The sequence below is a fragment of the Geomonas oryzisoli genome, assembly GCF_018986915.1.
Taxonomy (GTDB): domain Bacteria; phylum Desulfobacterota; class Desulfuromonadia; order Geobacterales; family Geobacteraceae; genus Geomonas; species Geomonas oryzisoli.
Genome location: NZ_CP076723.1, coordinates 4,814,147 through 4,837,584 on the forward strand (window position 1 = coordinate 4,814,147; position 23,438 = coordinate 4,837,584).

Here is a 23,438-nt window from a genome sequence, read left to right on the forward strand (position 1 = left end):
GTTATGGACAGGCTGAGAACAACATTGGTAGCGTGCCTGGCAACGCTGGTGATCACGCTGTGGGGACTGGCTCCCCCACCGGCACAGGCCATCGATGAAACGAAAGTCCCTCATTACTTCGGACCGGCTCCCAACTGGGCGCTGAGCCCGCTGCCGACGGTCGACCCGGTTACCGGTGCGGTCTCCGGCGGCATCAAGAAGTTCGTGAACAAACTCCCCGGCCTGGGCGAGACCAACGCGAACGACCTGGGGCAGTACCTCCCGGTCGCGGTCGCGGACACCACCACCTACCCGGGAGCGGACTACTACGAGATAGGCCTCGTGCAGTACCGCCAGAAGATGCACTCCGACCTGCCGCCGACCCTGCTGCGCGGCTACGTACAGCTTTCCACCTCGGTGGTCCCCGGCCAGCAGCTTCCCCTCACTAACGCGATGGTCGATGGCAGCACGGCAGCCATCGCCGGCTACACCGGCGTGACCCCGCCCAACTACCTCGGACCGGTCATCGTGGCCCAAAAGGACCGTCCGGTCAGGATACTGTTCCGCAACCTGCTCCCCAACAACGCGGGCGGCGACCTGTTCCTCCCGGTCGACTCCACCATGATGGGGTCCGGCATGGGGCCGATGTCGATGATGACGCCGATGGACGCCGGTACGGTAACCGACGATGTGCGCAACCCCATGTGCACCGCCAACCCCAAGTCCGACATGTGCTTCAAGGACAACAGGGCTACCCTGCACCTGCACGGCGGCGTGACCCCCTGGATCAGCGACGGTACGCCGCACCAGTGGACCACCCCCAAAGACGAGATGACCCCCTGGCCTGCCGGCGTGAGCGTGAAGAACGTTCCCGACATGCCTGATCCGGGTCCCGGCGCCATCACCTTCTTCTACACCAACCAGCAGAGCGCTCGTCTCATGTTCTACCACGACCATGCCTGGGGCATCACCCGCCTGAACGTGTACGCGGGTGAGGCTGCCGGCTACATCATTCAGGACCAGGCCGAACAGGCACTGCTGGACAAGGGGCTCATCCCCGACGGCAACAGCACCATCCCGCTCATCATTCAGGACCGCACCTTCGTACCGCAGGGGGACAAGGTTGCCCGCACCGGTCAGCTCTACGATCAGGATCCGACCTGGGATGCCGACCGCTGGGGCGGTTTCGGCAACCTCTGGTACCACCACGTCTACATGCCGGCGCAGAACCCGAGCGACCCAAGCGGCATGAGCGCCTTCGGCCGCTGGATGTACGGCCCCTGGTTCTGGCCCCCGGCCAAACCGATGTACCCGCCGATCAAGAACCCGCGCTACAACATGGACCCGGCGACCGCCTTCACCACGCCGCTGCCGGTTGCGTGCAACCTGAACGACCCGACCACCTGGCAGTACCAGACCGACCCGTTCTGCGAGCCTGAGATGATCCCTGGCACCCCGAACATCTCGGTGGGGATGGAGCAGTTCAACGATACGCCGGTGGTCAACGGCACCGTCTACCCGTACACTACGGTCGATCCCAAGGCGTACCGCCTGCGCATCCTGAACGCCGCCAACGACCGTTTCTTCAACCTGCACATGTACGTCGCGGACAGCAGCACCGCCAGCACCGCCCCCAACGCGGACGGCAACCCGATCGGCGGGACCGAGGTGGCCTTCAAGGCCGCCGAACTCGCCGCGGCGCAGCTCGACCCGAACGTGTTCCCGACTCCGGACACCACCCTCTCCCCGAAAGGTCCGGACTGGATCCAGATCGGCAGCGAAGGCGGCTTCCTCCCGGCACCGGCCGTGATCCCGCCGCAACCCATCACCTGGATCACCGATCCGACCCGCTTCGACGTGGGTAACGTGGACCAGCACTCCCTGGCACTGGCACCGGCCGAGCGCGCCGACGTGATCGTCGACTTCTCCAAGTACGCAGGCCAGACGCTGATCCTGTACAACGACGCCCCGGCGGCCTACCCGGCACGCGTGGCGAGCTACGACTACTACACCGGCGCACCCGACCTCTCTCCGGTCGGCGCCCCCGGCGTAATCCCGGGCTACGGCCCCAACACCAGGACCGTGATGCAGATCAGGGTCAACCCGCTGCCCGACCCGACGGTAACCCCGGCGCCTTTCGACCTCGCCTCGCTGCAGGCAGCGTTCGCACACCAGGCAGACGGCTCCGGTGTCTTCGAATCCGGCCAGCACCCGATCATCGTGGGCCAGGCCGCCTACAACTCGGCCTACGGCACCAACTTCCCGGCCGCCAGCTGGTGCAACGCCCCGGGCAGCAGCAACCAGTCGTGCGACGGCTTCGCCCGCATCTCCGACCAGGGCGGCGACCTGTTCGGCTTCAACACCCTGTTCTCGCCGACCACCAAGTTCCAGATCCCGCTGCAGCCCAAAGCGCTGCATGACGAGATGAACGCCGTGTCCTTCGACGAGTTCGGCAGGATGACCGCCAACATCGGCCTCGAGGCGGTTCCGGCAGCCCCGGGCGCACAGAACGTGATCCTCTACCCGTACGTCAACCCGGCAACCGAGCTGATCGACGGCACCAACCTGCCCAAGGGCGACCTGAACATCACCCCGATCTCGACCCAGGACGGCACCCAGATCTGGAAAATCACCCATAACGGCGTGGATACCCATCCGATCCACTTCCACCTCTACGACGTGCAGGTGATCAACCGCGTGACCTGGGACAACATCATCATCCCGCCGGATGCCAACGAGCTCGGCTGGAAAGACACCGTGCGCATCAGCCCGCTGGAGGACACCATCGTCGCCCTGAGGCCGATCGTACCGACGCTGCCGTTCGAGATCCCGAACAGCATCAGGATGCTCAACCCGATGATGCCGGCCGGCTCCACCGCGATGTTCGAGCCCACCGACGTCTCCGGCAACCCGACCAACCCGATCGTGAACCAGCTGGTCAACTTCGGTTGGGAATACGTATGGCATTGCCACATCCTGAGCCACGAGGAGATGGACATGATGCGTCCGGTCTCCCTGGCGCTGCCGCCTAAAGCTGCTGACGGCTTGGCCTTCACCACCGCCGGCTCCGGCAACAAGGCGCGGCTCACCCTGACCTTCAACGACAACTCCATCAGCGAGACCTCGTTCGTGGTGAAGAAAACCACTAACGGCACCACCTGGACCACCGTGGGCACCATCGCCTCTCCGCTGGACCAGGCCAACACCACCGGACCGAAGACGCTGCAGGATCCGGCCATCTACAACCCGAACGTGGTGGCCGAGTACCAGGTACTGGCGCTGAACACCGTCGGCTACGGCGGCCAGATGCCGAGCATGACCGTGCAGTCGGCCTCGGCACCGCTCTTCACCGGCAGCGCCCCGGTTGACCCGACCAACATGACCGCGACCCTCGTTGCCGGACCGAAGGTCACCATCACCTTTACCGACAACGCGGTCACCGAAACCGGATTCGTACTCGAGCGGTCCATGAACGGAGGGGCTTTCGTACAGATCGCAGCACTCCCGGCCCGCAGCAACACCGGCAACGTGAGCTACACCGACAACCTGACCCTGTCGGCAGCCGACACCACCTACACCTACCGCGTCGCCGCCGTGAACGTCGCCGGCCTCTCCGGGTACGCCGTGTCCCCGACCGTGCTGCTCCCGGCCCAGCCAGCCGCACCGGGGAGCTTCACCGCCACCAACGGCGCCAACAGCGGCAACAGCAGGAGCGTGATCCTTGCTTGGCAGGATCTCTCCAGCAACGAAACCGGCTTCACCATCCAGAGAGCCACCAACGCGACCTTCACCAAGGGGCTGAACAGCGTCACCGTGAATGCCGGGGTGACCACGCTGACCCAGACCGGGCTCTCCCGCAACACCCAATACTGGTACCGGATCATGTCCAATAACGGTACAATCGTTTCCTCCGGATGGGTGAACGCTACTCCGTTCCCCATCACCACCAACCCGTAGCATCAGCCGTCCTTGCCTGGGGAGGAGGTGCTGGTCCTCCTCCCCGGGGATTTTTTCCCCAACCAGTTGCAATGCAAAAGGCCCCCTGGCATCAGCAAGGGGGCCTTCGCATGTCCGCTGACCGGTTCCGGTCAGACCCTGAACCACTCCACCATCCCCTTCAGTTCCCCGGCCAGGCAGGAAAGGCCGGCGGAGGATTCCCGGATCCCGCTGCATGCCGTGCGCAGTTCGCGGGTGAGCCCCGCGATCTCGTCGACGTTTTGGCCGACCTCCGCGCTGGTCGCGGATTGCTCCTCGGTCGCGACCGCGATGCGCCGGACCATCTCGTGCACCTGTTCCACGTAGCTGGCCATCCGGTCTATGGCCTCCTCGGTGCCCTGGACCCGGCTCATGATGGTGCCGACCGCGGCACGTTCCTCGCTCATCTTGCGCACCGAGCGGTTCACGCTGTCCTGCATGGCCTTGACGGTGTGGCCGATTTCGGCGGTCGCCGCCGCGGTCCGCTCGGCGAGCTCCCTCACGTTGTCGGCCACCACCGCGAAGCCTCTTCCCTGCTCTCCGGCACGCGCCGCCTCGATGGCGGCGTTGAGCGCCAGCAGGTTGGTCTGGTCGGCGATGTCGCGGATCAGGACCCCGATCTCCGAGATCTGGGCGGACTGCCCGCTCAACTGTTCCACCATCCCCGCTGTTTCGGCAAAGGTGCCGGCGAACTGCTGCAGCTGCTCGGCGGTCTGCTGCATCGCCTGCTTGCCGGCGCCCGCGATCTCCTTCATGGTGCCCGCGGCCCCCGCGGTGGCCGCGGCGTTCTGGGCCATGTCGACGGTGGTGGCGGTCATCTGCGACATGGATAGCGCCGATTCCTCCACCCGGTGCGCCTGGCGTGCGGCCCCGTCTTCGAGGACGCCGGCCGTGGCGGCCATCTGTTCGGAGCTGCTGGCGAGGGTGGAGGTGGCGTCGCCGATCTTTCCCACCACGTTCCTGAGACTTGCCAGCATGCGCGCCATGGCAAGCTGGACGCGCCCTATCTCGTCCTTGCGGTCTGCGGCGATGCTTACGGCAAGGTTGCCTTCCGCCGCCTGTTCCGCCAGGGCGGTCAGCTGCTGAATGGGGTGGGAGATGCTCCGGAAGATCCAGATGCCGACCAGGTTGCCCAATAGCCCCGTGCAGACCGCGATGATCAGGATAAGGGTCATGCTGAAGCGTATGGTCCGGTTCACGGTCCCGATCGCCTGTTCCTGCCCCTCCTGTGCGGTCGAGACGGTCTTTTTCCCCTGCTCCGCCTGCTTGGCCACCACCTCCCGCAACCGGGCCGATCCCCGTTCCGCCTTTTCCTGGAACTGCATCTTCTGGCGCAGCTTGACCAGGATGCCGTCCTGCGCGAACACGGTGTCACGGATGCCGGCCAGGGAAGCGGTCACGCCCCCCAGGATGCGCAGCTCGGTTTGGGCCCCGGCCGCCTTCAGCTGTGTGGCGACCGATTTCTCGACCTGACGAAGGCGCGCGTAGCGCCGATCGAACTCGGCGGCGACCGCGTCGAGCTCTGCCGGGGTCTTGGCGAAGAACATGCGCCCCGACAGCCCCTCGAGCGACTTGCCCAGGGAGACCAGTTCGGTGTTGATGGAGAGGACGTCGACCGCGGCGTTGGCGCGCGACAGGTAGCCCGGGAGTTTGCCCGATATCTTCCCCACCTGCAGTTGCGCCTTGTCCACCTCGTCCTCGATCTCGTCGTCCACCTCGCTCAGCGCCTCCAGCGCCTCCTTGAGCTGCGCATCGCCCCGGCGGGGGTCGCTTCCCTCGGCGAGGGTCTTCATCAGCAGCTCCGTCTTGGCGGTGAAGGTGGCGAATTGGCCGCCGATCCGCTTGTTGTGCCGGATATTGCTGTTTTGCTGCACCTTCTTCAGCGCGCTCTGGTACAGGTTCCAGGCCTGCTTTTTGTCCGGCGCCCGCTGCATGTCGTAGAGGAGAAACTTCAGTTCCTTGAGGGAAACCTTGAGGGTCTCGATGCTCGCGATGTTCTTGGAGGTCTTGTCGGCCTCCTCGTTGGCGGTGGCGTAGGCCGAGGAACTGGAGCGCTGCAGCACGCTCACCTTGTTTTCGAGGTCCTGGAGCCGTGTACTCGCTTCCTGCCCTTTTTGCAGGATCAGCGCGTGGGCCTGGGCCGATTCCTTCTCCGAGGCCAGGCGGGCCGTCATGGTGGCATAGAGTTCCTGGGCGATGCTGCCGAATTCCGCCGCCGCTTCCAGCTTCTCACCGGAAATCGCCCCCAGTTTCTCCTGCGTGCCTTGTACCTCGGTGAGCGCTCTTTCCGCCTCTTTCTTTGCCGCGGCGAACTCCGCCTCGTTGCGGGCGGCGGCCACCTTGACGAGGTCTGCCGTGGCCCCTTGCAGGGCTCGCTGGAACTCCATGGTGCGCAGCTGGAAAGGGGTGCTTTTCTCGGTGAGATAGGAGAGTTTTCCCCTGATGGAGCTCATGCTGAGAAAACTCGCCAGGGAGACTGCGGCGACCGCCAGCAGAACGATACCGGCGTTGAGGATCAACTTCGACTTGATGGTCATGGGGCAAGGCTCCTTCCGCGCGTGATAATGCCGGCTGCCGGGCTCCGGTATTGTCACGCAACATGTACGGCTTTTCGGCGTGAACGCGGATTTCTTAAGAAGGGATCATCGGAACCATCATGAGGAATAAATGGCGAGGGTGGTGCGTTTTGTCCCGAGGGGAGGGGGGCAGCAGGCAGGTCAGCCGGTGGTGCCCAGCCCGGCGGCGATGGCATTCACCGTTTCCAGCAGCCGGAACAGGAGCCCTCCCGACATGGCGCTGTCCTTGCGCATCCCGTCCTGACGCCACTGACGCAGCAGGGCGATCTGGCGCTCATGCAGCACCTTGAGGGCTTCCTCGCGCCGGGCGAGCGAGCTGTGCACCGCCGCGCGCCGCTCGGCCAGTGAACCGCCGTAGATCTCCTCCAGCATGGTGACGGTGCGCCGGTACTCGCCGGCGATGGCGCCGACAATCGGCTCGCGGATCGCCTGGTCGCCGACCAGTTCCGCGTAGCGCTGCATGATCTCGAGGTTGGCGCTGGCGACACTGGTGGCTGCGTTGCTGATGATGTAATGCAGCACCGTCCAGCTCTGGCAGTTGCGGACCAGCTCTGCGAACAGGGCCGGCTCCTGGTTCATCAGTTCTTCCAGCGCGCAGCCGATGCCGTACCAGCCGGAGAGAAAGTAGCGGGCCTGGCTCCAGCTGAAGACCCAGGGGATGGCCCGCAGGTCCGCAAGGCTCGCCTGGGCGGTACGGCGTGCCGGACGGGAACCGATGCTGCTGGATTCGATGACATCGATGGGGGTTGCCTGCCGGAAGAAGGTGGCGAACCCGTCGCTCTCCAGCAGCTGCTGGTAGGCCACACGGCTGCGCTCGGCGAGGCGGTCCATGACCGGCTCCAGCGGGTGTCCAGGTCCCGGGCCGCCGCGCTGCGGGATGCTGACCCCGGCGGTGCCGGCGAGAAGCAGCTCCAGGTGGTAGGCGGCGTTGAGCGGGTTGGAGTACTTCTGGGAGATCACCTCGCCCTGCTCGGTGAGGCGCAGGTCGCCTGCGGCCGACCCTTCCGGAAGGCCGCGCAGGAAGCGGCTGGTGGGGCCGGCCCCGCGGCTGATGGTTCCCCCCCTGCCGTGGAAGAAGCGCAGCCGCACCCCCTGGCGTCGCCCGGCAGCCAGCATCGCTTCCTGGGCGCGGTACAGGCCCCACAGACTCGCCATGATCCCGCCGTCCTTGTTGCTGTCGCTGTAGCCGACCATGACCTGCTGCACCGGCTCGGCGCCGCACAGATGCGCGTGCGTGCGGCGGGTCATCGGATGCGCCAGGAACTGTTCCAGTATCAGGGGGCTTTCCTCCAGGTCCTTGATGGTCTCGAAGAGGGGGACGACGGGGAGCAGGCAGGCCAGCCCGTCACCGATCCTCACCACGAGCCCCGCTTCGCGCGCCAGGAGGTAGACCGCCAGCAGGTCGGAAAGGGAGCGGGTCATGCTGACGATGAGCGCGCCCAGCGACTCGGGGCCGTAATCGCGGATCTGGGCCGACAGGACGCGGTAGCAGCCGATCACGCTTTCGGCTTCCTTGCCGGGCCTCGCATCCGGGAGCAGGAAGGGGCGAGGCGAGGCGAGTTCGCGATCGAGGAAGGCGAGGCGCTCCGGTTCCCGCCACTGGGAAAAGCCGCGCTCGCTCACCCCTGCCGCGGCCAGCAACTGTTCCACCGCCTGGTCGTGGAAGGCGCTGTTCTGCCTGATGTCCAGCGAGGCCAGGTGGAAGCCGAACACCTCCACGCTGCGAAGAACCGGCACCACATCGGCAACGGCGAGCCGCGTGGCGCCCGTTGCCACCAGGGTGTCGCGGAGCAGGCGCAGGTCCTCCTCGAGCTCGGCGGGGCGGCAGTAGCGGGAACCGGCGTCGCCGCACAGGGTTTCCTCCCCTCCGGTTACGTCGACGGGAAGTTTCGCCTTCATCAGGTTCACCAGCTGGCGCCAGGGCTCCTGCGGGTTGCGCTTGAGCGCCTCGGCCCCCAGCGCCCCGGTCGGCGCGGCCAGTGTCTCCAACCGCCTGGTGAGTTCGGGGGGCGGGGGAAGCAGCAGCCGGGAGATGCTGAGCCTGCCCCCCAAGGTGGTGAGCTGTCCGTGGATCAACATCAAGGCGTTCAGCCTCAGCTCCTTCAGGGTGGCCTGGGTGACCTCGGGCGTCACCAGGGGGTGGCCGTCCCGGTCCCCGCCGACCCAGGTGCTGAAGGATACCCGGGGCAGGCGGTCGGTGAGCGGCGACAGGGGCCTGGTCAGCCCCGCCTCGCGCCAGGCCCGGCAGATCCTCTTGTCCAGGATCGCGACCACCTGGGGAAAGATCTCGCGCAGGTGGTAGATGATGGTCGCCAGTTCGTTCAGGACCTTCGGCTTCTCCAGGTGGATCTCGCCGGTGCGCCAGAGCCGCTCCAGCATGGCGACGATCTCCTCGCGGATCTCGTCCCGCTCCAGGGGGGTCCAGACCGTGTTCTCTCGCTTGACCAGCAGCAGGTAGAGCTCGCGCAGGTGTCTCAGTACGGAGGCGCGCTTGGCCTCCGTGGGATGGGCGGTCAGCACCGGTTCCACCCGGATCTGTCCCAGCAGATCCGCGATCTGTTGCTGCGGCACGCCGCTGCGGCTGAGCTTTTCCAGCACCCTCCCCCAAAGTCCCGGCTCGGCCACCAGCCCCTGGCTGGTCTCCACCGCCCGCCGCGTCTGCACCGAGAAGTTCTCCTCGGCCATGCTGAGCAGCTGGAACGCGATCGACCAGGCCCTGACGAACTTGCAGTCCTCGGAGGGGGCCATCGATCCGCTCTTCGGGAGGCACGCCGCGAGCTGCGACTCGCCCAGCCCGTTGAACATCTCGGCCAGACACTCCATCAGGTAGTCGAGGTCGCGCTGCAGTCTTTCGGGTATGGCCGCGTCGGTGTCGGGCATGACGACTCCTCCTTGCCTGTCTCCGTGCTGTGGGGGCACAGAGATGAATGATACCCGATAATCCTGTTCTGCAAACGGCGATCCGCCCCCTTGTTCATGTGTAAGTTCCTGTGCTATCGTCTTATTAAGGGGGGAGAAGGAGGCAATTTATGAAAACGCTACTGCTGGTACTCCTGGCGATTGTAGCGATCATCCTGACCGTCTGGCTGGTGCTGATCCCTGCCGGGGTGGTGGCCGGTTCCATCAAGGCCTTCCGCCAGGGCGAGCACGGTCACTGGGCCCACTGGAGAGGGTGGAGGCATCACGGCCCGCACTAGGCAAAGCGCATGATCGCAGGGGATAAAAAAAGGCCCTGAGCTTCATCGAAGCCGGGGCCTTTCTCTTTAAAAAGCGGCGCATCGGGATTACGGGACGCTGCGGAAGCCCCCTTTGTAGAAGTCCTCATCGTGCCCGAACGAATATGAAAAGTCCAACTCGTCGAGACATTCCTTGTTTGCCACCGGGATCTCGATGGTAAAGGGTTCGGTGCCGGCGAAGCGTCCGCTGAAGGCCTTTGTTTCTTTGGCCATGACTTTGCCTTTGGAGTCCAGCAGCTTCGCGGTTAGCTGCAGCGAGGTGTAGGGGAGATCCTGGCGGACGTTTTGCACCGTGCCGTCGATCCTGACCCCTTTGTCGGTTTCCTGTGCCTTCCACACGATGGCAACTTCATGGTTGCTGAATTGGTGGGAGGCATAGGCGGGGTTGGCGTCTTGTTTCGTGCGGGTGGACGCACAGGCGGTGATCATGGAAAGCATCATCACTGTCAAAGCGAGTTTTTTCAGCATAAGTCACCTCCGTTTAAGGTTGGGCGCTTGTAAACGAGCGCGTGAGACTCTTGGAGTCTAACGCAATTGTGACGGCGGGCAACTCGGGTATTTTAGGCGTTGCACTTATAATAACTCCCATGCCGCCTGCGACAAAAAAGCGGGGCGCCTCACGACGCCCCGCCCTCTCACTTGACCTGTGTTCCGATTACTTCTTATGCTCCGCTTCGCGGGTCATCGCGGCGGCGTCCGCCTTGATGTCAACCAGGTCCTTCTGCAGTTCTGCCAGTCCGTACCAGGTGACGTAGTCGGGGTTCATGTGGAACGCCCCCTGGAAGGCACGCATGCGGTGCTCCAGGAACATCACGTACAGGGTCTGCTCGATCGGGGTCCTGGTGTCGTAGAAGGTGAGCAGGTCCGGGTAGGCCGGCTGTCCTTTCTGCGGCTTGATGATCCCTTTCTCGTAGAGGCCGGCGACGATGGTGATCGCTTCGGCCATCAGCTTGTCGGCTTCCTTGATCATCTGGTCGGCATTGCCGAGCTGGGTCTTGGCGTAGGTCGCGCTGTGGCACTTGCTGCAGATGCCGACCATCTTGTCGCGGGACGCCTGCCACTCTTCCTTGGTGAGACGTGCTACTTTGCCCGCCTTGACCAGCTCGAGGCGGCCGGTCGGCTTGCCTGCCGGGTCGAGGACCCCGAGGCCTTTCAGGATGGTGACGCGGTAGCCCATCCACTCGGCGTCTTCTTCCGGCAGACGCAGGGCCAGGAAGCCCCAGGAGGTCATCACGTTGTGGTCGCCGTCGCCCATGTGGCAGGTCTGGCAGGTGGGGGCACGGCCGGTGTCACCTTCCATCTGGTAGATGGAGCCGTGCTTGGAGTTGGACCACATCTCCCACTGCGGGTGATCGAAGCCCATGTGGCAGGTGCGGCAGGCTTCCGGCTTCTTGGCCTCGGCTTTGCTGAACTTGTGACGGGTGTGGCAGGAGTTGCAGGGGGAGCCGTACTGCCCGTCGGCGCGCGATTTCTCGTCGCGGATGCCTACCTTGTGACAGCCGCCGCAACCCTTCATCCCCTGGATGTAGGCATGGGGCTGGATCTTGTTGGTCGGCATGGCGTCCATCGCCACCCAGGCTGCGGCGTGCTTGCCGGAGGCGTACTGGTCGTGCTGCTTGGTGTGGCACTCCTTGCAGGTCTTCTCGGTCGGCATCGAGACCTTGGCGACATCTTTGGCACTCTGGTGGGCGGTGCCGTGGCAGCTGGAGCAGTCGACGCCGCCGCTTTTGCCCATCTCGCCGGACAGGAAGTCCTTCACGATGTTAGGCGTCACTTTCTCGTGACAGGTGATGCAGTTGCTCTTCCCGGCAAAGGCCGCCCCGGCCAGCATCAGCACCAGCGCCAGCGCCCCTCCCAGTTTCTTCAAACCATGAATCATGCAATTCCTCCCCTTTGTAAGTAAAAAAGCAGGGCACATGTAAACCACATGCGGGGGATGAATTCCTTGATCTAGATCAAAAAACCGTAAACGGTGACTACTGCTCCACGGCCAGAGCCACCATGAACCAGTCGTACTCCGAATCGAACAGTAGCGTCATGACCTCCGGCTTCTTAGCCACGTGGATCGCGTACTGCTTTCCGGAGACGATGGACGGGGTGGAGAGCCTGATGGCCAGGGACTCGGGGGAGAGGTGGCGCTTGAAATCGCCGGCCAGGACGTTGGCGAGCTCTCCTAGGGCGTCCTCGACCTCTTCCTCGGTGGGATCGTCGGTATCGAGCAGCTGACCTGCCAGGCGCCGGGCCAACTCGGTCGATACGTGCAGCCCGACCATGCCGTTGTAGGTGCCTGCCAGCCCGACCAGGGCGCTGATGCAGTCGGTGAAGTTCGATGCCGGGTTCACCGCCAGCGGCAGATGCAGCAGGTGGTCCATCCCCATCATGGTGGAGAAGATCTTCCTCACCTCCTGGATCAGCGTCTTTTCCAGGACCGATCCGCTGGTGCCGATGGTTGTCAGTAAGTTTTCCGAGAACATAGCTGGTTCCTCCTCAAGCTCCGATGTGGGCCGCTGTACCCTGGGGGCGCAGCCGGCCGGCCTGTGATAGAGGATTAGCAGGGGGCGTACCATCGTCGTAAACTCAACATTTTCGGTATTTTATCCTGGGGCGGGACGACGGCGGGTGTCCGCAAAAGGGACACAGTGGGTGTCCACGGGACAAAACGTTGTGTCGGTGGGAGCTGTGGATATACTATGAGGTCGAACTCCGGGCCAGACCGGCGTTGATGGAGAGGGAGGTTCAGCTATGAAGAAGAAGGCACGCCCCGGTTCGCTTCCAAGCGTCACCTTTCAGAAAGAGACCCACTGCGGCAGGATCTACGTTACCGTCACCATGGATCAGAAGGGAAAACCATTCGAGATCTTCGTCCGTTTCGGCAAGGCCGGTCACTGTGGTGCCGCCGTATTCGACGGCCTGACCAGGATTCTCTCCTATGGTCTGAGGTCGGGGCTCGACCCTCGCGAGGCGGTGAAGGCCCTGGGGGGAATCGGCTGTTACTACGGGAAAGACACCTGCATGAATGCCGTTTCCGATGCGTTGCGCGAGGTCCTCGAGGCCCCGGAGACGGAGGGTATCGGTTCCGAAGGTGCCGGTCCCCTTACCTGACCCCTGCAACGAGGGGGACTGGCTCCGCAGGTGCCTGTCCCCTTGCCGGCTCCCCTTACCATCTGTTCCCTTCCCGACGCTCACCTGGGTTTGCGCGGCCCCGGAGCGAAGTAGCGGCCCACCTTGGCATCCATCTCGTCTATCCAACCCGCCCTGGCATCCGGAAAGGCGTCGGCATACGGCACGTACGGCTTGATGTCCAGAACGGGAGTGCCGTCCAGCAGGTCCACCCCGCGCAGGTGCAGCGTCTTTCCTTCCACCTTCACCAGTTCCACCGCCGAAAGCCCAATGGAGTTGGGACGGTGCGGCGACCGGGTAGCCAGCACGCCCCGCTTGGGTCCCCCGCGCGGCGGCTTGACGTTGCTTTTCCACCCTTCGCTGAGGTGGAAGGCGAAGATAAGCCACAGCCTCTGGAAGCCTCCCAGGTCCTGGATCGCCTTTTCGTCCAGCCAATCCTGAAGTTCGAGGGTAGCGGTGGCGAAGTCGCCGCTTTCGGTACCCGCGACCACCGTGCTTTGGTGCGGCGCGTCGATACGGCGGGAATAGGGTGAGCGCAAGAGGCCGATGGGGCGGTAGGTGAAATGTTGCTCTTCGATCATGCTGCCTGGCACTTCCTTTTGGTACGAATGGGGGCGGAGCGAAAAACGAAAGCCCTCGGGGGCGGCCTGAGGGCTTTTCGCATGGCGACGGAATGGAGGTTGAGGGCGGTCCGACCGGGTAACCAGGCCCACGGTTACCTGGCCGGTACCCTAATGAAAATCGCTGCTCTTGTCAAGGATGACCCCACCGCGGCACGAGAGGCGGAAGACAACTTCACGTGGCCCCGGCGGGGAGGGCGCTGCTACTTGTCGTGGCAGGTAAGGCAGAGCGCGCTATTTTTGTCGCTCTTGATGAGGTGCCCCTTGGCCGGGTTGAGCGGATCATGGCAGGTGAGGCAGCCGACGGCGCCGTTGACCATGATCATGTTGCGCTCCTGCGCGGTGATCGGCTTGTAACCGGGCTTCATGTCGACGTAGTTCTGGTAGATCATGCCGATGGGGTGCTCTCCTTCGAAGGAATGCACGTGTGACGACCGGTCCGACGGGTTGTTGCGCAGGTTTACCGAGACGTTGGGACCGGCGACGCCGTCGTGGCACCCTATGCATTCCTTGGAAAGAGGATCGATTTCCGGCGGTGAAGCCGCCGGAGCGGTGACCACCCCTACGATGAACAGTGCCGCTGCAAAAGCGATGAGAGCGGCTTCTTTTAAGCTGAGTGACATGGGGTTGCCTCCTGCTGGTGATGACATCTCTTTTCGGCGGGCGTTGCCGTTTCTTTAGCACTACCTGCCGGTCGCAGGCCGCAGCCTGCGCCTCCTCACTCGGCGCGTGAGCCCCAAGCGAAGGAAACCCAGGCGACGGCAGGACGCTCCGTCGCGTCCGCCGGCGTCGATTCGCCGTTGGCGGCGACTTCTTCCGGGGAGGCGATCTGGTTGCCGACTCTGGCGCGGTCCACCTTCACCAGGTATGCCCTCTGGGCTTCGACGGACTTTTGCAGCAAAAGTGAGTAAGGGCATTTGCCAAGGGCCTCGCCCGGGGCGGATTCGTCGGCGTGCGCCGTCGCCGTGAGTACGGGGGAGGTGAAGCCGAGCAGGGAAAGGGTGGTTATTGCCAAAAGCGATGCTTTGATGTTCTTTGTGGTTTTCATGGCTGACTCCTGTACTGGTGGTGCGTTGTTACCCGGATCAGTACAAGGAGGATGCCAAGGGGGCTTCTGTTTTTGTCGGCAGTTATGGTAGCAAAATCAGCGGTTTGCGGACGGTGTTGAAGTCCTTTTCGGTGGGGCTGTTCAGCCGTTGCACAATCTGCTTCTGAGCGCTGTTCAGGTTCTGATATGGAAGAGCGGATGCTTCATTGCAGGACTGGTGCTGCGGCCAGCGTCACCGTGCCTGTTAAGGGAGGATGTAACGCAACGGTGTTACTTTTACTTTATAGTTTCTAGCACGTTGAACGTAGAACGTAGAACGGATTTTCTGGGAGGCTGACATGCTCTTGCGCTCTCTGATCGATCTGATGTTTCCCCCGTTGTGCCATGCCTGCAAGGGGGTGATACCCGTAGCGGACGGCGCTTCGCCCCAACCGCTTATCTGCGCCGATTGCCTCGGCCAAATCTCCTTCCTGCAATCGCCATTGTGCACCCGCTGCGGGGCTCCCTTTGCCACCGAGCATGGCAGCGACCATCTCTGCGGCGCCTGCCTTTGCCATCAGCCTTTTCATACCTGCCGCTCGGCCGCCGTCCTCGAGGGGCCGCTCCAGGACCTGATCCACCGGTTCAAGTACGGCGGGAAAATGCACCTCGCCGACCCGCTGGCTTTGCTGGCATGGCAACGGCTGGAAGGGTTCCTGCGGGAGGCCGGGCCGGATTGCGTCGTGCCGGTGCCGCTGCATCGCAAAAGGCTCAGGCAGCGCGGCTACAACCAGTCGCAGCTCCTCGCCGAACTCTTCGGGAGGAAACTGAAGGTGCCGCAAGTAGTGGGAAACCTGCGCAGGCTGCGCTGGACCGAGCCGCAGACGGGGCTGGATGCGGGAGACAGGGTGACCAATGTGAAGGGTGCCTTCGGGGTGGGGGACCCCGAAGCGCTGGCTGGAAAGCGCGTGCTCCTGGTGGACGACGTCTTCACCACGGGCAGTACGCTGGGGGCCTGTGTCGATGTCCTGCGCGAAGCGGAGGTCGCCGCGGTGGCGGCGGTGACGGTCGCGCGCGGGATCCCGCATTAGCTGGTCCCGCGCCGTCTTACTTGCCGAACTCCCGCGGACGGATCTCTGCGGCGACTCCGTTCTCGAAGTGCAGGGTGTAGCCGGGTAGTTCCGGGCCGTAGCGGTAGGTCCATTCCTCGACGGCGACCGACGTCCGCCGTGTCACCTCTTCCTCCACGGACACCACGATTTTGTCCCCGCGCTTTTCTCGGGCCAGGGGCTCACCGCACTTCAGGTAGGCATCGACCATGGTGTCGCCCACGACCAGCCCCTCGCCGTTGCGGCACTCCGGCATCATCGGGTTGCGCATGCTGCCGTAACCCAGGTTACCGATCTCTGCCAGCTTCCCGTTCAGAAAAACCAGGCTCAGCATGAACTCCTGCGGGCCGGTATCGAAGACCCACCGGTCGTAGGTCGTGGTGCTCCGGGTTTTCTTCTGCCCCTCAGACAGCTCTTCCCACAGGTCGCGGTGCTCCTTCAGCGTCGGCTGAGGGCAGACTGCTGCCACTTCCGCCATCCCCTGTCCGATCACGACCTCCTCGTTGCAGGCTGCCGCACCTGCCGCTGCGGCAAAACAGATCGAAATTGCAGCAGTCCCAACAGCACCAACGAACCACCTTCCGGCACAGCCCATAATTACTCCTTATCCACGTCATCGCATCTGCGGGCAGCGGCAACTACTTCTTGCGCCCACCTAGTAGCACAACACACCCAAAAGGGCTACCAGCAATGCCCGTACCAAAGGAGGACGCGGGGCAGGGGGCGCTGTGCAACTGGGGGAGGATCCCAAAAAGAGCTGGGCACGGCCTCGATGAGCTAACTCGTTGCAGGCAGGGTGGGTGAATTGGCTGTCTTGACGCCGGCTAACCAAGTTCTGTGATCTCGATCACAGCGATTGGGTCGGGCTCAAGCGCCCTTTCCTGGGTGAAGTGCCGCAGTTTTTGGGGGTAGGTGCCTATAGTGATAGGGTGTTTTGCTCTGAGAGAAATAACCCCGGTTGGGTGTGCGGATTTGAGGAATGGGGGATTTCACCCTCTTTCATGAGGGAAACCCGACGCAGTGGGTCGTGTTCTTTTAATGTGTTTGTGGCTTTTTGACCACTGGCACGGTCCCTGCTATTTAGAGCGCCGTCCGCATACCGGGTGCGGACAACAGAAGCAACCGGTTTCGGCAGGTGAGGTACCCACCCTAGCCGGGCCGGGAAGTTCTCCCCAGATGGAAAGATGGTTCACAACACAAAGGAGGTAACACAAGGCATGAAATTGAAAAAACTTGTACCCGCGCTGGCCCTTACCGCTGCGGCCCTGACTGCAGTCGTCGCTCCGGCTTTTGCCGGCAGGACCGTGGCCCCGAGCTCCTACAAGGTGGTCGCGTGGAATGATCTTGGTATGCATTGCGCCTGCCCGACCTTCGCCGGATTCCTGCTTCTCCCCCCGTTCAACACCGTGAGGGCCCAGGTCCTGGGGTACGGCAGCAATGACCCCGTCATCATCGATTCGACCAACGCCGCTACCTACGGCGTTACCGTCAGCTATGCGATGGCCGACAACACCGAGTCCACCCTGCAGGCTGACCCGTATTTCCAGCAGTGGATCACCTACGCACCGAAGCTGTTCCCGGGCTTCGCTCCGGTATCGGGCGGCAAGGTGCAGGGCCTGGCCGGAAACGGCATCTCCGGCAACATGACCTACGACGCCACCCTGAAGGACTGGACGGCAGTCGGCATTCCGGCGTACCCGCTGGTTGACGCGAACTCCGCCAAAAACATCATGACCGACCCGCTGGGCGGCGCGAACCGCAACCCGTACCCGATGACCAACGTGTACGTGAAGAACAGCACCGGCACCATCCTGGCCCAGACCAGCACCGTGACCCCGGTGGCATTCGGCGGCTGCTGCTCCTGCCACCTGTCGCTGGCTGCCGCAAACGGCTACCCCGCGACCGCTTCCGGCTCCTTCGCCTACCTGGGCAAGATGCACGGCATGAACTCCAGCAAGATCGACTTCAACTACCTTGACCCGACCGGCGACGGCACTTCCGGCCCGATCCGCTGCTCCTGGTGCCACTGGGATCCGGCGATGGGCGAAAGCGCAGCTCCGGGCCTCGCCAACGTATGGCCGAACTACGTGGTCATGGCCGGCGCCACCTTCACCAAGGCCGATGTCAAGGTTTCCCAGTACTCCTTCTCCGACGTGCTGCACCGCTTCCACAGCCAGAGCACCAAGGTCCTCACCCAGTACGACGCGAACGTTGCCACCAACTGCTACGACTGCCACCCGGGCAACAACGTCAACTGCTACCGTGGTTCCCACAAGGCTAAGACCGCCCTCTGGTGCGTCGACTGCCACGGCAACCTCAACCAGCGTACCGCTGCCGGCCAGCTGACCCAGCCGTGGAAAGCCTCCACCCTGCCGTCCTGCACCGCGGCAAGCGCCGGCGCCAACCCGGCCTTCGCCTGCCACGCGACCAACACCGTGAACGGTACCGTCTACCCGACCAACCCGTCCCTGTTCGGCAAGTTCATCAACGGCCGCGGTCACAAAGGGAGCATCAAGTGCCAGACCTGCCACGGCTCCGCACATGCCGAGGCTCCGTCGACCATGACCCTGGACAACACCCAGCTGTCCAACCTGCAGGGTAGCACCAGCTACAGCTTCCCCGCCGGTAAAGACAAAACCTACGCTCTCGGCGTCTGCGTCTTCTGCCACCCGACCAAGACTTCGACTTGGGGCGTACCGCCGCACCTGTAAGAAAGAGTAATTGCAATGCCCGGGGGGGGAGTGCACCTCCCCCCCCTTTCCCAAAAATCCCATTCAATGTCCATACGGAGTACGATCATGTCCATTTCAAGCACCATCTTGCGTATAACAGCCGGCCTTGCCGTGGTCGCCGCTTTGGCGGCCCCCGCTCTTGCCAAGGAAAAGGCCAAGCCCAAAGCGAAAGCCACAGAGTTCGATTTCAAGAAAACCAGCACCTTTATCCGCGAGATGGAGGGACGCCCGGATTTCCCGGTCGCCACCGTCATCGCCAACGACTATGTCTACACCCTCCTCGCCATGGGAGAGAAAATAGATACCGGCAGACAAAACGCCATCATCCTGTCGGCCAAGCTTGCCCAGCAAAAAGACGGTGGATTCACGCCCGACAAATCAAGCAAGACCTCATCCATCCTCTATACCGACATCGCCCTTGAGACTCTGGCTCTGCTCGACGCCGGCAACGCCATCGACCGCAACAAGGTCAGGACCTTTGCCGTGTCCCTCAAAAACCAGGACGGCGGCTTCGGCTTCTCACCGGAGGCTAAGAAGTCCTCACTCGCCACGACCTATTACGCGGTGCACGTGCTCAAGGCCGTGAACGGGCTCGATGCTGTTGATAAGGCAAAGACCGTCGAGTACGTGAAGGGCTTTTCCAAGAAAGAGGGGGGCTTCGGTCCGGAGAAGGGGCCGGGACGTCCCAACGCGCGCAGCACCTACATGGCGGCCTATGTCCTGAACGCGTTATGCTCCCTCGATGCCGACACCGCAAAGAAAGCAGTACAGTACCTGCAGACTACCCCGTACCTCGACAAGAAGAGCAAGGAACGTCCGGACCTCGACGAGCAGCTCTACGCCATCCGCGCCCTGAAGGAAGTCAACGCCGGCAACCGCGTCGACAAGGCGCTGGCTCTCAACTTCATGAAGCGGCTGTACATCAAGGTGAACGGCGGTTTCGGCCCGCTGGAAGGCTACGGTTCCACCCCGGACTCCACCACCACGGCCCTGCGCATCTTGAGCGAGATCGGCAAGGCGAAAGGGGTGGTTACGCAGGTGGCAAAACGCTAGCAAGAGGTTGAGGTCAACTGAGGTCGAGAAAAGCTCGCCTCACAGAGGAGATGCATATGCTTTCGATGAACAAGATGATGCGTTCGGCGGCAGCGGTGTCACTGCTGGCCCTGGCGGCCTGTACCGCGGAGTCCGCTAAAAATTCGCCCCAGGCGGCAGTGGAAAAGGTGAACGGTACCGCCATCACCCGTGCCGAACTGGACCGAACCCTCAAGGCCCTCGTTGGATCGGGAGATCCCAAACAACTGCCGCCGGAGCAGCTTAAAAAGGCGACCGAAGCGGCGCTGAACCAGCTGACCGCGGCCGAGCTGCTGTACCAGGCCGGTATGAAACTGGAAATTAAAGACCTGGACAAGCAGGTCACCGCGCGCATCGTCCAGAGCAAATACCAGTACCCCTCACAAGCCGAGTTCGACAAGGCGCTGCAATCGGTAGGGATGACCCAGAAGGATCTGGAGGAGGCGGCACGCAAGGATATCGTGATCAACAACCTGATCGCGCAGCGCTTTGCGGGCAAGGCCGAGGTGACTGAACCGGAAGTGAAGAAGTATTACGAAGAGAACAAGCTGAAGCAGTTTACCCAGGGGGACCGGATCAAGGTGAGCCACATCCTGATCGGTGTTGCCAAGGGTGCCAACGCGGAAGCGAAGCAGCAGGCCAAGGATAAGGCCCTGGCCGTGTTGAAGCGGATCAAGGGGGGCGAGCCTTTCGCCGAGGTTGCCAAAAAGGAGTCGACCTCGCCCACCAAGGAGCAGGGGGGGAGCCTCGGCATCATCGGCAAGGGACAGAGCCTTCCTGCCTTCGAGAAGGCGGCCTTCGCCCTCAAGGCCGGAGAGGTCAGCGACGTGGTCGAGACCCCCGTCGGTTTCCACGTGATCAAGGTGGAGCAGAAGCTGCCGCCGGCGACGGAGCGCTACGAGGACGTGAAGAATCGAATCGCAGGAAACCTGAAGCGTGAGAAGGTCCGGGTGATGCTGGCGGCCTACGTGGAAGAGCTGCGCGACAAGGCCAAGATCGAAAAGGTGTAGTTCCGCCTCGCGGATTTGTGATTCGACGCGTTGTGAATGGGTCAGCGCGAAGGTTGTGGTAAAGGGGCCGACCGGGAAGTCGGCCCCGTTTTTTTTGGGAGGGGACTGGCTCCGCCAGGTGCCTGTCCCCTTAAATGCTTCGGCAAGGTGGTTGAGTTGAAAGAAGCGTTCCGCTAGAGGGACAGGCACCTACGGAGCCAGTCCCTTCTGCTCTCTGGGTGGGGGACTTACTAGGTCGGCGCGAAGAAGGATTCGAGCCTCCGGCAGATCTCTTCTTCCGGCGCCTTCTGGACGGTTACCCCGTGCAGCGCGGTAAGAAAGATCTTGCCGTAGTTCTTGGTCAGTACCCGCGAGTCGAGAATGAGAACGGCGCCGCGGTCTTCCTTGCTCCGGATCAGCCTCCCGAAGCCCTGCTTGAACTTGATCACCGCCTGCGGCACGGTGTAGCTCATGAAGGGATCGCCCCCCTTGGCGGTAATGTGCTCGCTTCTCGCCTCCAGGATCGGTTCCGTCGGAACCCGGAAGGGGAGCCGGGTGATGACCACGAGCTCCAGCCCCCGCCCCTGCACGTCCACCCCCTCCCAGAAGGAATCGGTACCGAACAGCACCGGGCTGACCGTGTTGCGGAACTTGGAAAGGAGCATGTGCCGATTGGTCTCCCCCTGGCGCATGGGGGTGAGCCCGGCGGCCTTGAGCGGCTCGGCGAGGCGGTTGAAGACCCGGACCAGGAGATCGTACGAGGTGAAGAGCACGAAGGCGCGTCCCTGGGAAATCTTGAGCGCGTCCAGGAGGTGGCTGCACAGCCGGGCCTCGAACATCGGCGAGGTCGGCTCGGGCATGTCGGAGGGGACCGCCACCAACGCCTGGTGCGCGTAGTCGAAGGGGGAGGGGAGCAGCAGTTCGCTGACCCGATCCTTGGCGAGCAGCTCGATCCCGGTGCGGTGCTTCAGAAAGTCGAACTTTTCCCCGATGGCCAGCGTTGCCGAAGTGAGCACTACGGTCTTGAATCGGTCCAGGATCGCCTTCTTGATGGACTCGGCCACCTCGAGCGGCGAGCAGCAAAGCTTCACCAGCGGCCCTTTTCTCAGCTCGAACCAGCGGCAGAACTCGTCCTCGCGCGCCATGAAGAACCTCAGCGCATCGACGGCGCACTCGATCCTACCTTTCACCCCGCGCAGGTCGGTGAGCGGCCCGGACAGCTTTTCCAGCACCTTGTCCGAAAGTTTCTCGCACCCCTTCAGGAACGCCTGCATGGCGAGCGCGTAGTCCGAGAGCTCCTTCGCCATGTTCTCGATGTGCGGTGTCACCTCCTGCCAGAGCGCAGTATTGTAAATTGCCGGCGTCACCCGCAGCTTCTGCTCGACCCCGTCCTTCTTCAGCTTCCTGAACAGCGCCTCGCCGATCTCATCCATGCCGCGGGTCACCGCATCCAGCACCGCCACCCTCCTCGGGATCAGGCGCCCCTCAAGTACTTCCGCGATCTCCAGGTAGAGGTCGTCCTGCGATTCCGGGACGGCGGCGGAGAGTTGGGTGGAAAGCTGCGGCAGCACGCCGCGATGCGCCTTCCTGGGGTGCTGCAACTTGCCGAGCAGCTTGACCAGGCCCAGGCGGGAGACCTGACTGGAGAGGAAGTTGGTGGCGACGTCCTCCAGGTGATGCCCCTCGTCGAAGATGAGGCGGTGGAAGGGGGGGAGGATGGCGGTGGCGTCGTAGCCGGTCTCCTGGCGCACCGAGAGATCAGCCAAAAGCAGGGCGTGGTTGACCACGAGGAGGTCGGCACCGGCCGCCTCGCGCCGGGCCTTGTAGAAGAAGCAGCGCGGGTACTCCGCACACTTCACCCGACCGCACTGGTCCGACTCGCAGCAGAGTTCCTCCCAGACTTCGTCCTTGGGGATGAAGGCTAGGTCGCCGCGGCAGCCGTCTTCAGTCTTTTTGCTCCAGGCGACGATGGCGTCCAACTCCTGGGCGGTATCGTCCTTGAAGAGCGAGGCGTCGGCGGCGTTCACCCGGAGCTTTCTCAGGCAAAGGTAGTTGCCGCGTCCCTTGACCAGCACCGCCCGGAACTGCACGCCGGCGTGCTGTTGTAAAAACGGGATGTCCTTCTGGATCAGCTGTTCCTGCAGGTTGATGGTGTTGGTGGAGACGACCACGCGTTCCTTGTTGCGCACCGACCAGAGGGCGGCGGGCAGCAGGTAAGCGAGCGACTTGCCGGTGCCGGTACCCGCCTCGACGATGGCCACCTTCTCCTCGTTGAACGCTTCGGAAAGGTTGAGCGCCATCCTGCTCTGCTCGGGGCGGTGCTCGTAGCCCGGCAGGGCCTGCGCGAGCACGCCGTCGGGAGCGTAGAAGTGCTCGACCTCGGGGTAGGAAAGGCGCTCCACCACCTTGCGGGCGAAAGGCGCGACCACCTGGTTGGCGCGGGAGGCGTCGTTGTTGACGATGTAGAAGCCGACCCCCTGGTTGCCCAGGAGCGAGGCGATCTCGATGTCCGGTTGGGAAGGGTTGAGGTTGCCGGAGGGGTGGTTGTGGATGACCACGTCGCCGAAGGAGCAGGCGATCATGATGGCAGGGACGGCGTCCTTGTTGCCGCGCGCGAGCGGCTCCACCGTGACGACGATGCGTGCCTCGTCGGTGCGACCCAGAAAGAAGACTTCGTTGCCGTTTGCTTCGGTGATTGCAGTGCGGAGCTGCTCGATGGCGAGAGCTGAAAAGTACTTTTGCATGACGCGGTTGAAGATACAGGGTTTGGGTGGGGGAGGCAACACAAAAGCAGGGGCTAGGGGCTAGCCCCTCCCCCCGGAGGGGGGAGGCTGGGAGGGGGGGGGCGAGCCGCTGCACCCCCTCCCTGTCCCTCCCCCTCCGGGGGCGGGAACGAGAAGCGGACGGATCCACGAAATAACGTGGGCGAATGATTATTCGCCCCTACAGGTCGTCGTGCCAACAAAGAGGTGAATTAAGAGAGGCAGCATTGCTCCACCCCCGC

At 63.3% G+C, this 23,438-nt stretch carries 17 protein-coding genes; 7 read left to right on the forward strand and 10 right to left on the reverse strand.

The annotated features are described in order from the left end of the window. The first annotated feature begins 3 nt into the window (after positions 1-3). Positions 4-3,936 carry a multicopper oxidase domain-containing protein gene (locus KP004_RS20945; protein ID WP_216800340.1) on the forward strand — a complete coding sequence of 1,311 codons (3,933 nt, stop codon included), beginning with the start codon at positions 4-6 and terminating at the stop codon, positions 3,934-3,936. A 131-nt stretch (positions 3,937-4,067) separates the two neighbouring features. On the opposite strand, the gene KP004_RS20950 is transcribed toward KP004_RS20945, so the two are convergent. Both KP004_RS20950 and KP004_RS20955 read right to left on the reverse strand, forming a co-directional pair. Further along, complete coding sequence (locus KP004_RS20950) at positions 4,068-6,491, reverse strand: methyl-accepting chemotaxis protein (RefSeq protein WP_216800342.1); 2,424 nt, start codon at positions 6,489-6,491, stop codon at positions 4,068-4,070. Positions 6,492-6,671: 180 nt separating this feature from the next. Then, complete coding sequence (locus KP004_RS20955; RefSeq protein WP_216800344.1) at positions 6,672-9,410, reverse strand: phosphoenolpyruvate carboxylase; 2,739 nt, start codon at positions 9,408-9,410, stop codon at positions 6,672-6,674. A gap of 149 nt (positions 9,411-9,559) precedes the next feature. Between KP004_RS20955 and KP004_RS20960 the strand changes: the two genes are divergently transcribed. Beyond that, positions 9,560-9,727: a hypothetical protein gene (locus KP004_RS20960; protein WP_216800345.1), complete on the forward strand. Its 168-nt coding sequence runs from the start codon at positions 9,560-9,562 to the stop codon at positions 9,725-9,727. An 87-nt stretch (positions 9,728-9,814) separates the two neighbouring features. On the opposite strand, the gene KP004_RS20965 is transcribed toward KP004_RS20960, so the two are convergent. The 3 genes from KP004_RS20965 to KP004_RS20975 all read right to left on the reverse strand — a co-directional run bounded on the left by KP004_RS20965 (position 9,815) and on the right by KP004_RS20975 (position 12,240). Further along, positions 9,815-10,234: a hypothetical protein gene (locus tag KP004_RS20965; RefSeq protein ID WP_216800346.1), complete on the reverse strand. Its 420-nt coding sequence runs from the start codon at positions 10,232-10,234 to the stop codon at positions 9,815-9,817. A gap of 187 nt (positions 10,235-10,421) precedes the next feature. Continuing rightward, complete coding sequence (locus tag KP004_RS20970) at positions 10,422-11,645, reverse strand: multiheme c-type cytochrome (RefSeq protein WP_216800348.1); 1,224 nt, start codon at positions 11,643-11,645, stop codon at positions 10,422-10,424. 97 nt (positions 11,646-11,742) lie between these two features. After that, positions 11,743-12,240, reverse strand: a complete 498-nt coding sequence (locus tag KP004_RS20975) for a chemotaxis protein CheX (protein WP_216800350.1) — start codon at positions 12,238-12,240, stop codon at positions 11,743-11,745. Positions 12,241-12,508: 268 nt separating this feature from the next. Between KP004_RS20975 and KP004_RS20980 the strand changes: the two genes are divergently transcribed. Further along, positions 12,509-12,868 (forward strand): TSCPD domain-containing protein, encoded by a 360-nt coding sequence (locus KP004_RS20980; protein WP_216800352.1) that lies wholly within the window; start codon positions 12,509-12,511, stop codon positions 12,866-12,868. A gap of 80 nt (positions 12,869-12,948) precedes the next feature. On the opposite strand, the gene tsaA is transcribed toward KP004_RS20980, so the two are convergent. The 3 genes from tsaA to KP004_RS20995 form a co-directional block, all read right to left on the reverse strand. Beyond that, complete coding sequence (gene tsaA, locus KP004_RS20985) at positions 12,949-13,467, reverse strand: tRNA (N6-threonylcarbamoyladenosine(37)-N6)-methyltransferase TrmO (RefSeq protein WP_216800353.1); 519 nt, start codon at positions 13,465-13,467, stop codon at positions 12,949-12,951. 242 nt (positions 13,468-13,709) lie between these two features. Further along, entirely contained in the window at positions 13,710-14,129 is a 420-nt protein-coding gene (locus KP004_RS20990) for a cytochrome c3 family protein (RefSeq protein WP_216800355.1), read from the reverse strand. A 95-nt stretch (positions 14,130-14,224) separates the two neighbouring features. After that, positions 14,225-14,554: a hypothetical protein gene (locus KP004_RS20995; RefSeq protein ID WP_216800356.1), complete on the reverse strand. Its 330-nt coding sequence runs from the start codon at positions 14,552-14,554 to the stop codon at positions 14,225-14,227. A gap of 338 nt (positions 14,555-14,892) precedes the next feature. Here KP004_RS20995 and KP004_RS21000 point away from each other — a divergent pair, with 338 nt between their 5' ends. Continuing rightward, positions 14,893-15,624 (forward strand): ComF family protein, encoded by a 732-nt coding sequence (locus KP004_RS21000; RefSeq protein WP_216800358.1) that lies wholly within the window; start codon positions 14,893-14,895, stop codon positions 15,622-15,624. 16 nt (positions 15,625-15,640) lie between these two features. Here the strand turns inward: KP004_RS21000 and KP004_RS21005 are convergent, their stop codons facing one another. After that, positions 15,641-16,135, reverse strand: coding sequence for a DUF2845 domain-containing protein (locus tag KP004_RS21005; RefSeq protein WP_216800360.1), 495 nt, complete (start codon positions 16,133-16,135; stop codon positions 15,641-15,643). Positions 16,136-16,859: 724 nt separating this feature from the next. Between KP004_RS21005 and KP004_RS21010 the strand changes: the two genes are divergently transcribed. The 3 genes from KP004_RS21010 to KP004_RS21020 all read left to right on the forward strand — a co-directional run bounded on the left by KP004_RS21010 (position 16,860) and on the right by KP004_RS21020 (position 20,455). Continuing rightward, on the forward strand, positions 16,860-18,353 hold the full coding sequence (locus KP004_RS21010) for a hypothetical protein (RefSeq protein WP_216800361.1): 1,494 nt from the start codon (positions 16,860-16,862) through the stop codon (positions 18,351-18,353). 87 nt (positions 18,354-18,440) lie between these two features. Continuing rightward, positions 18,441-19,427, forward strand: coding sequence for a prenyltransferase/squalene oxidase repeat-containing protein (locus KP004_RS21015; protein ID WP_216800362.1), 987 nt, complete (start codon positions 18,441-18,443; stop codon positions 19,425-19,427). A gap of 56 nt (positions 19,428-19,483) precedes the next feature. After that, positions 19,484-20,455 (forward strand): peptidylprolyl isomerase, encoded by a 972-nt coding sequence (locus tag KP004_RS21020; protein ID WP_216800363.1) that lies wholly within the window; start codon positions 19,484-19,486, stop codon positions 20,453-20,455. Positions 20,456-20,685: 230 nt separating this feature from the next. Here the strand turns inward: KP004_RS21020 and KP004_RS21025 are convergent, their stop codons facing one another. After that, the gene (locus KP004_RS21025; protein ID WP_216800364.1) at positions 20,686-23,178 is read right to left on the reverse strand and encodes a helicase C-terminal domain-containing protein; all 2,493 of its coding nucleotides are present in this window, start codon (positions 23,176-23,178) and stop codon (positions 20,686-20,688) included. Positions 23,179-23,438 lie beyond the last annotated feature (260 nt).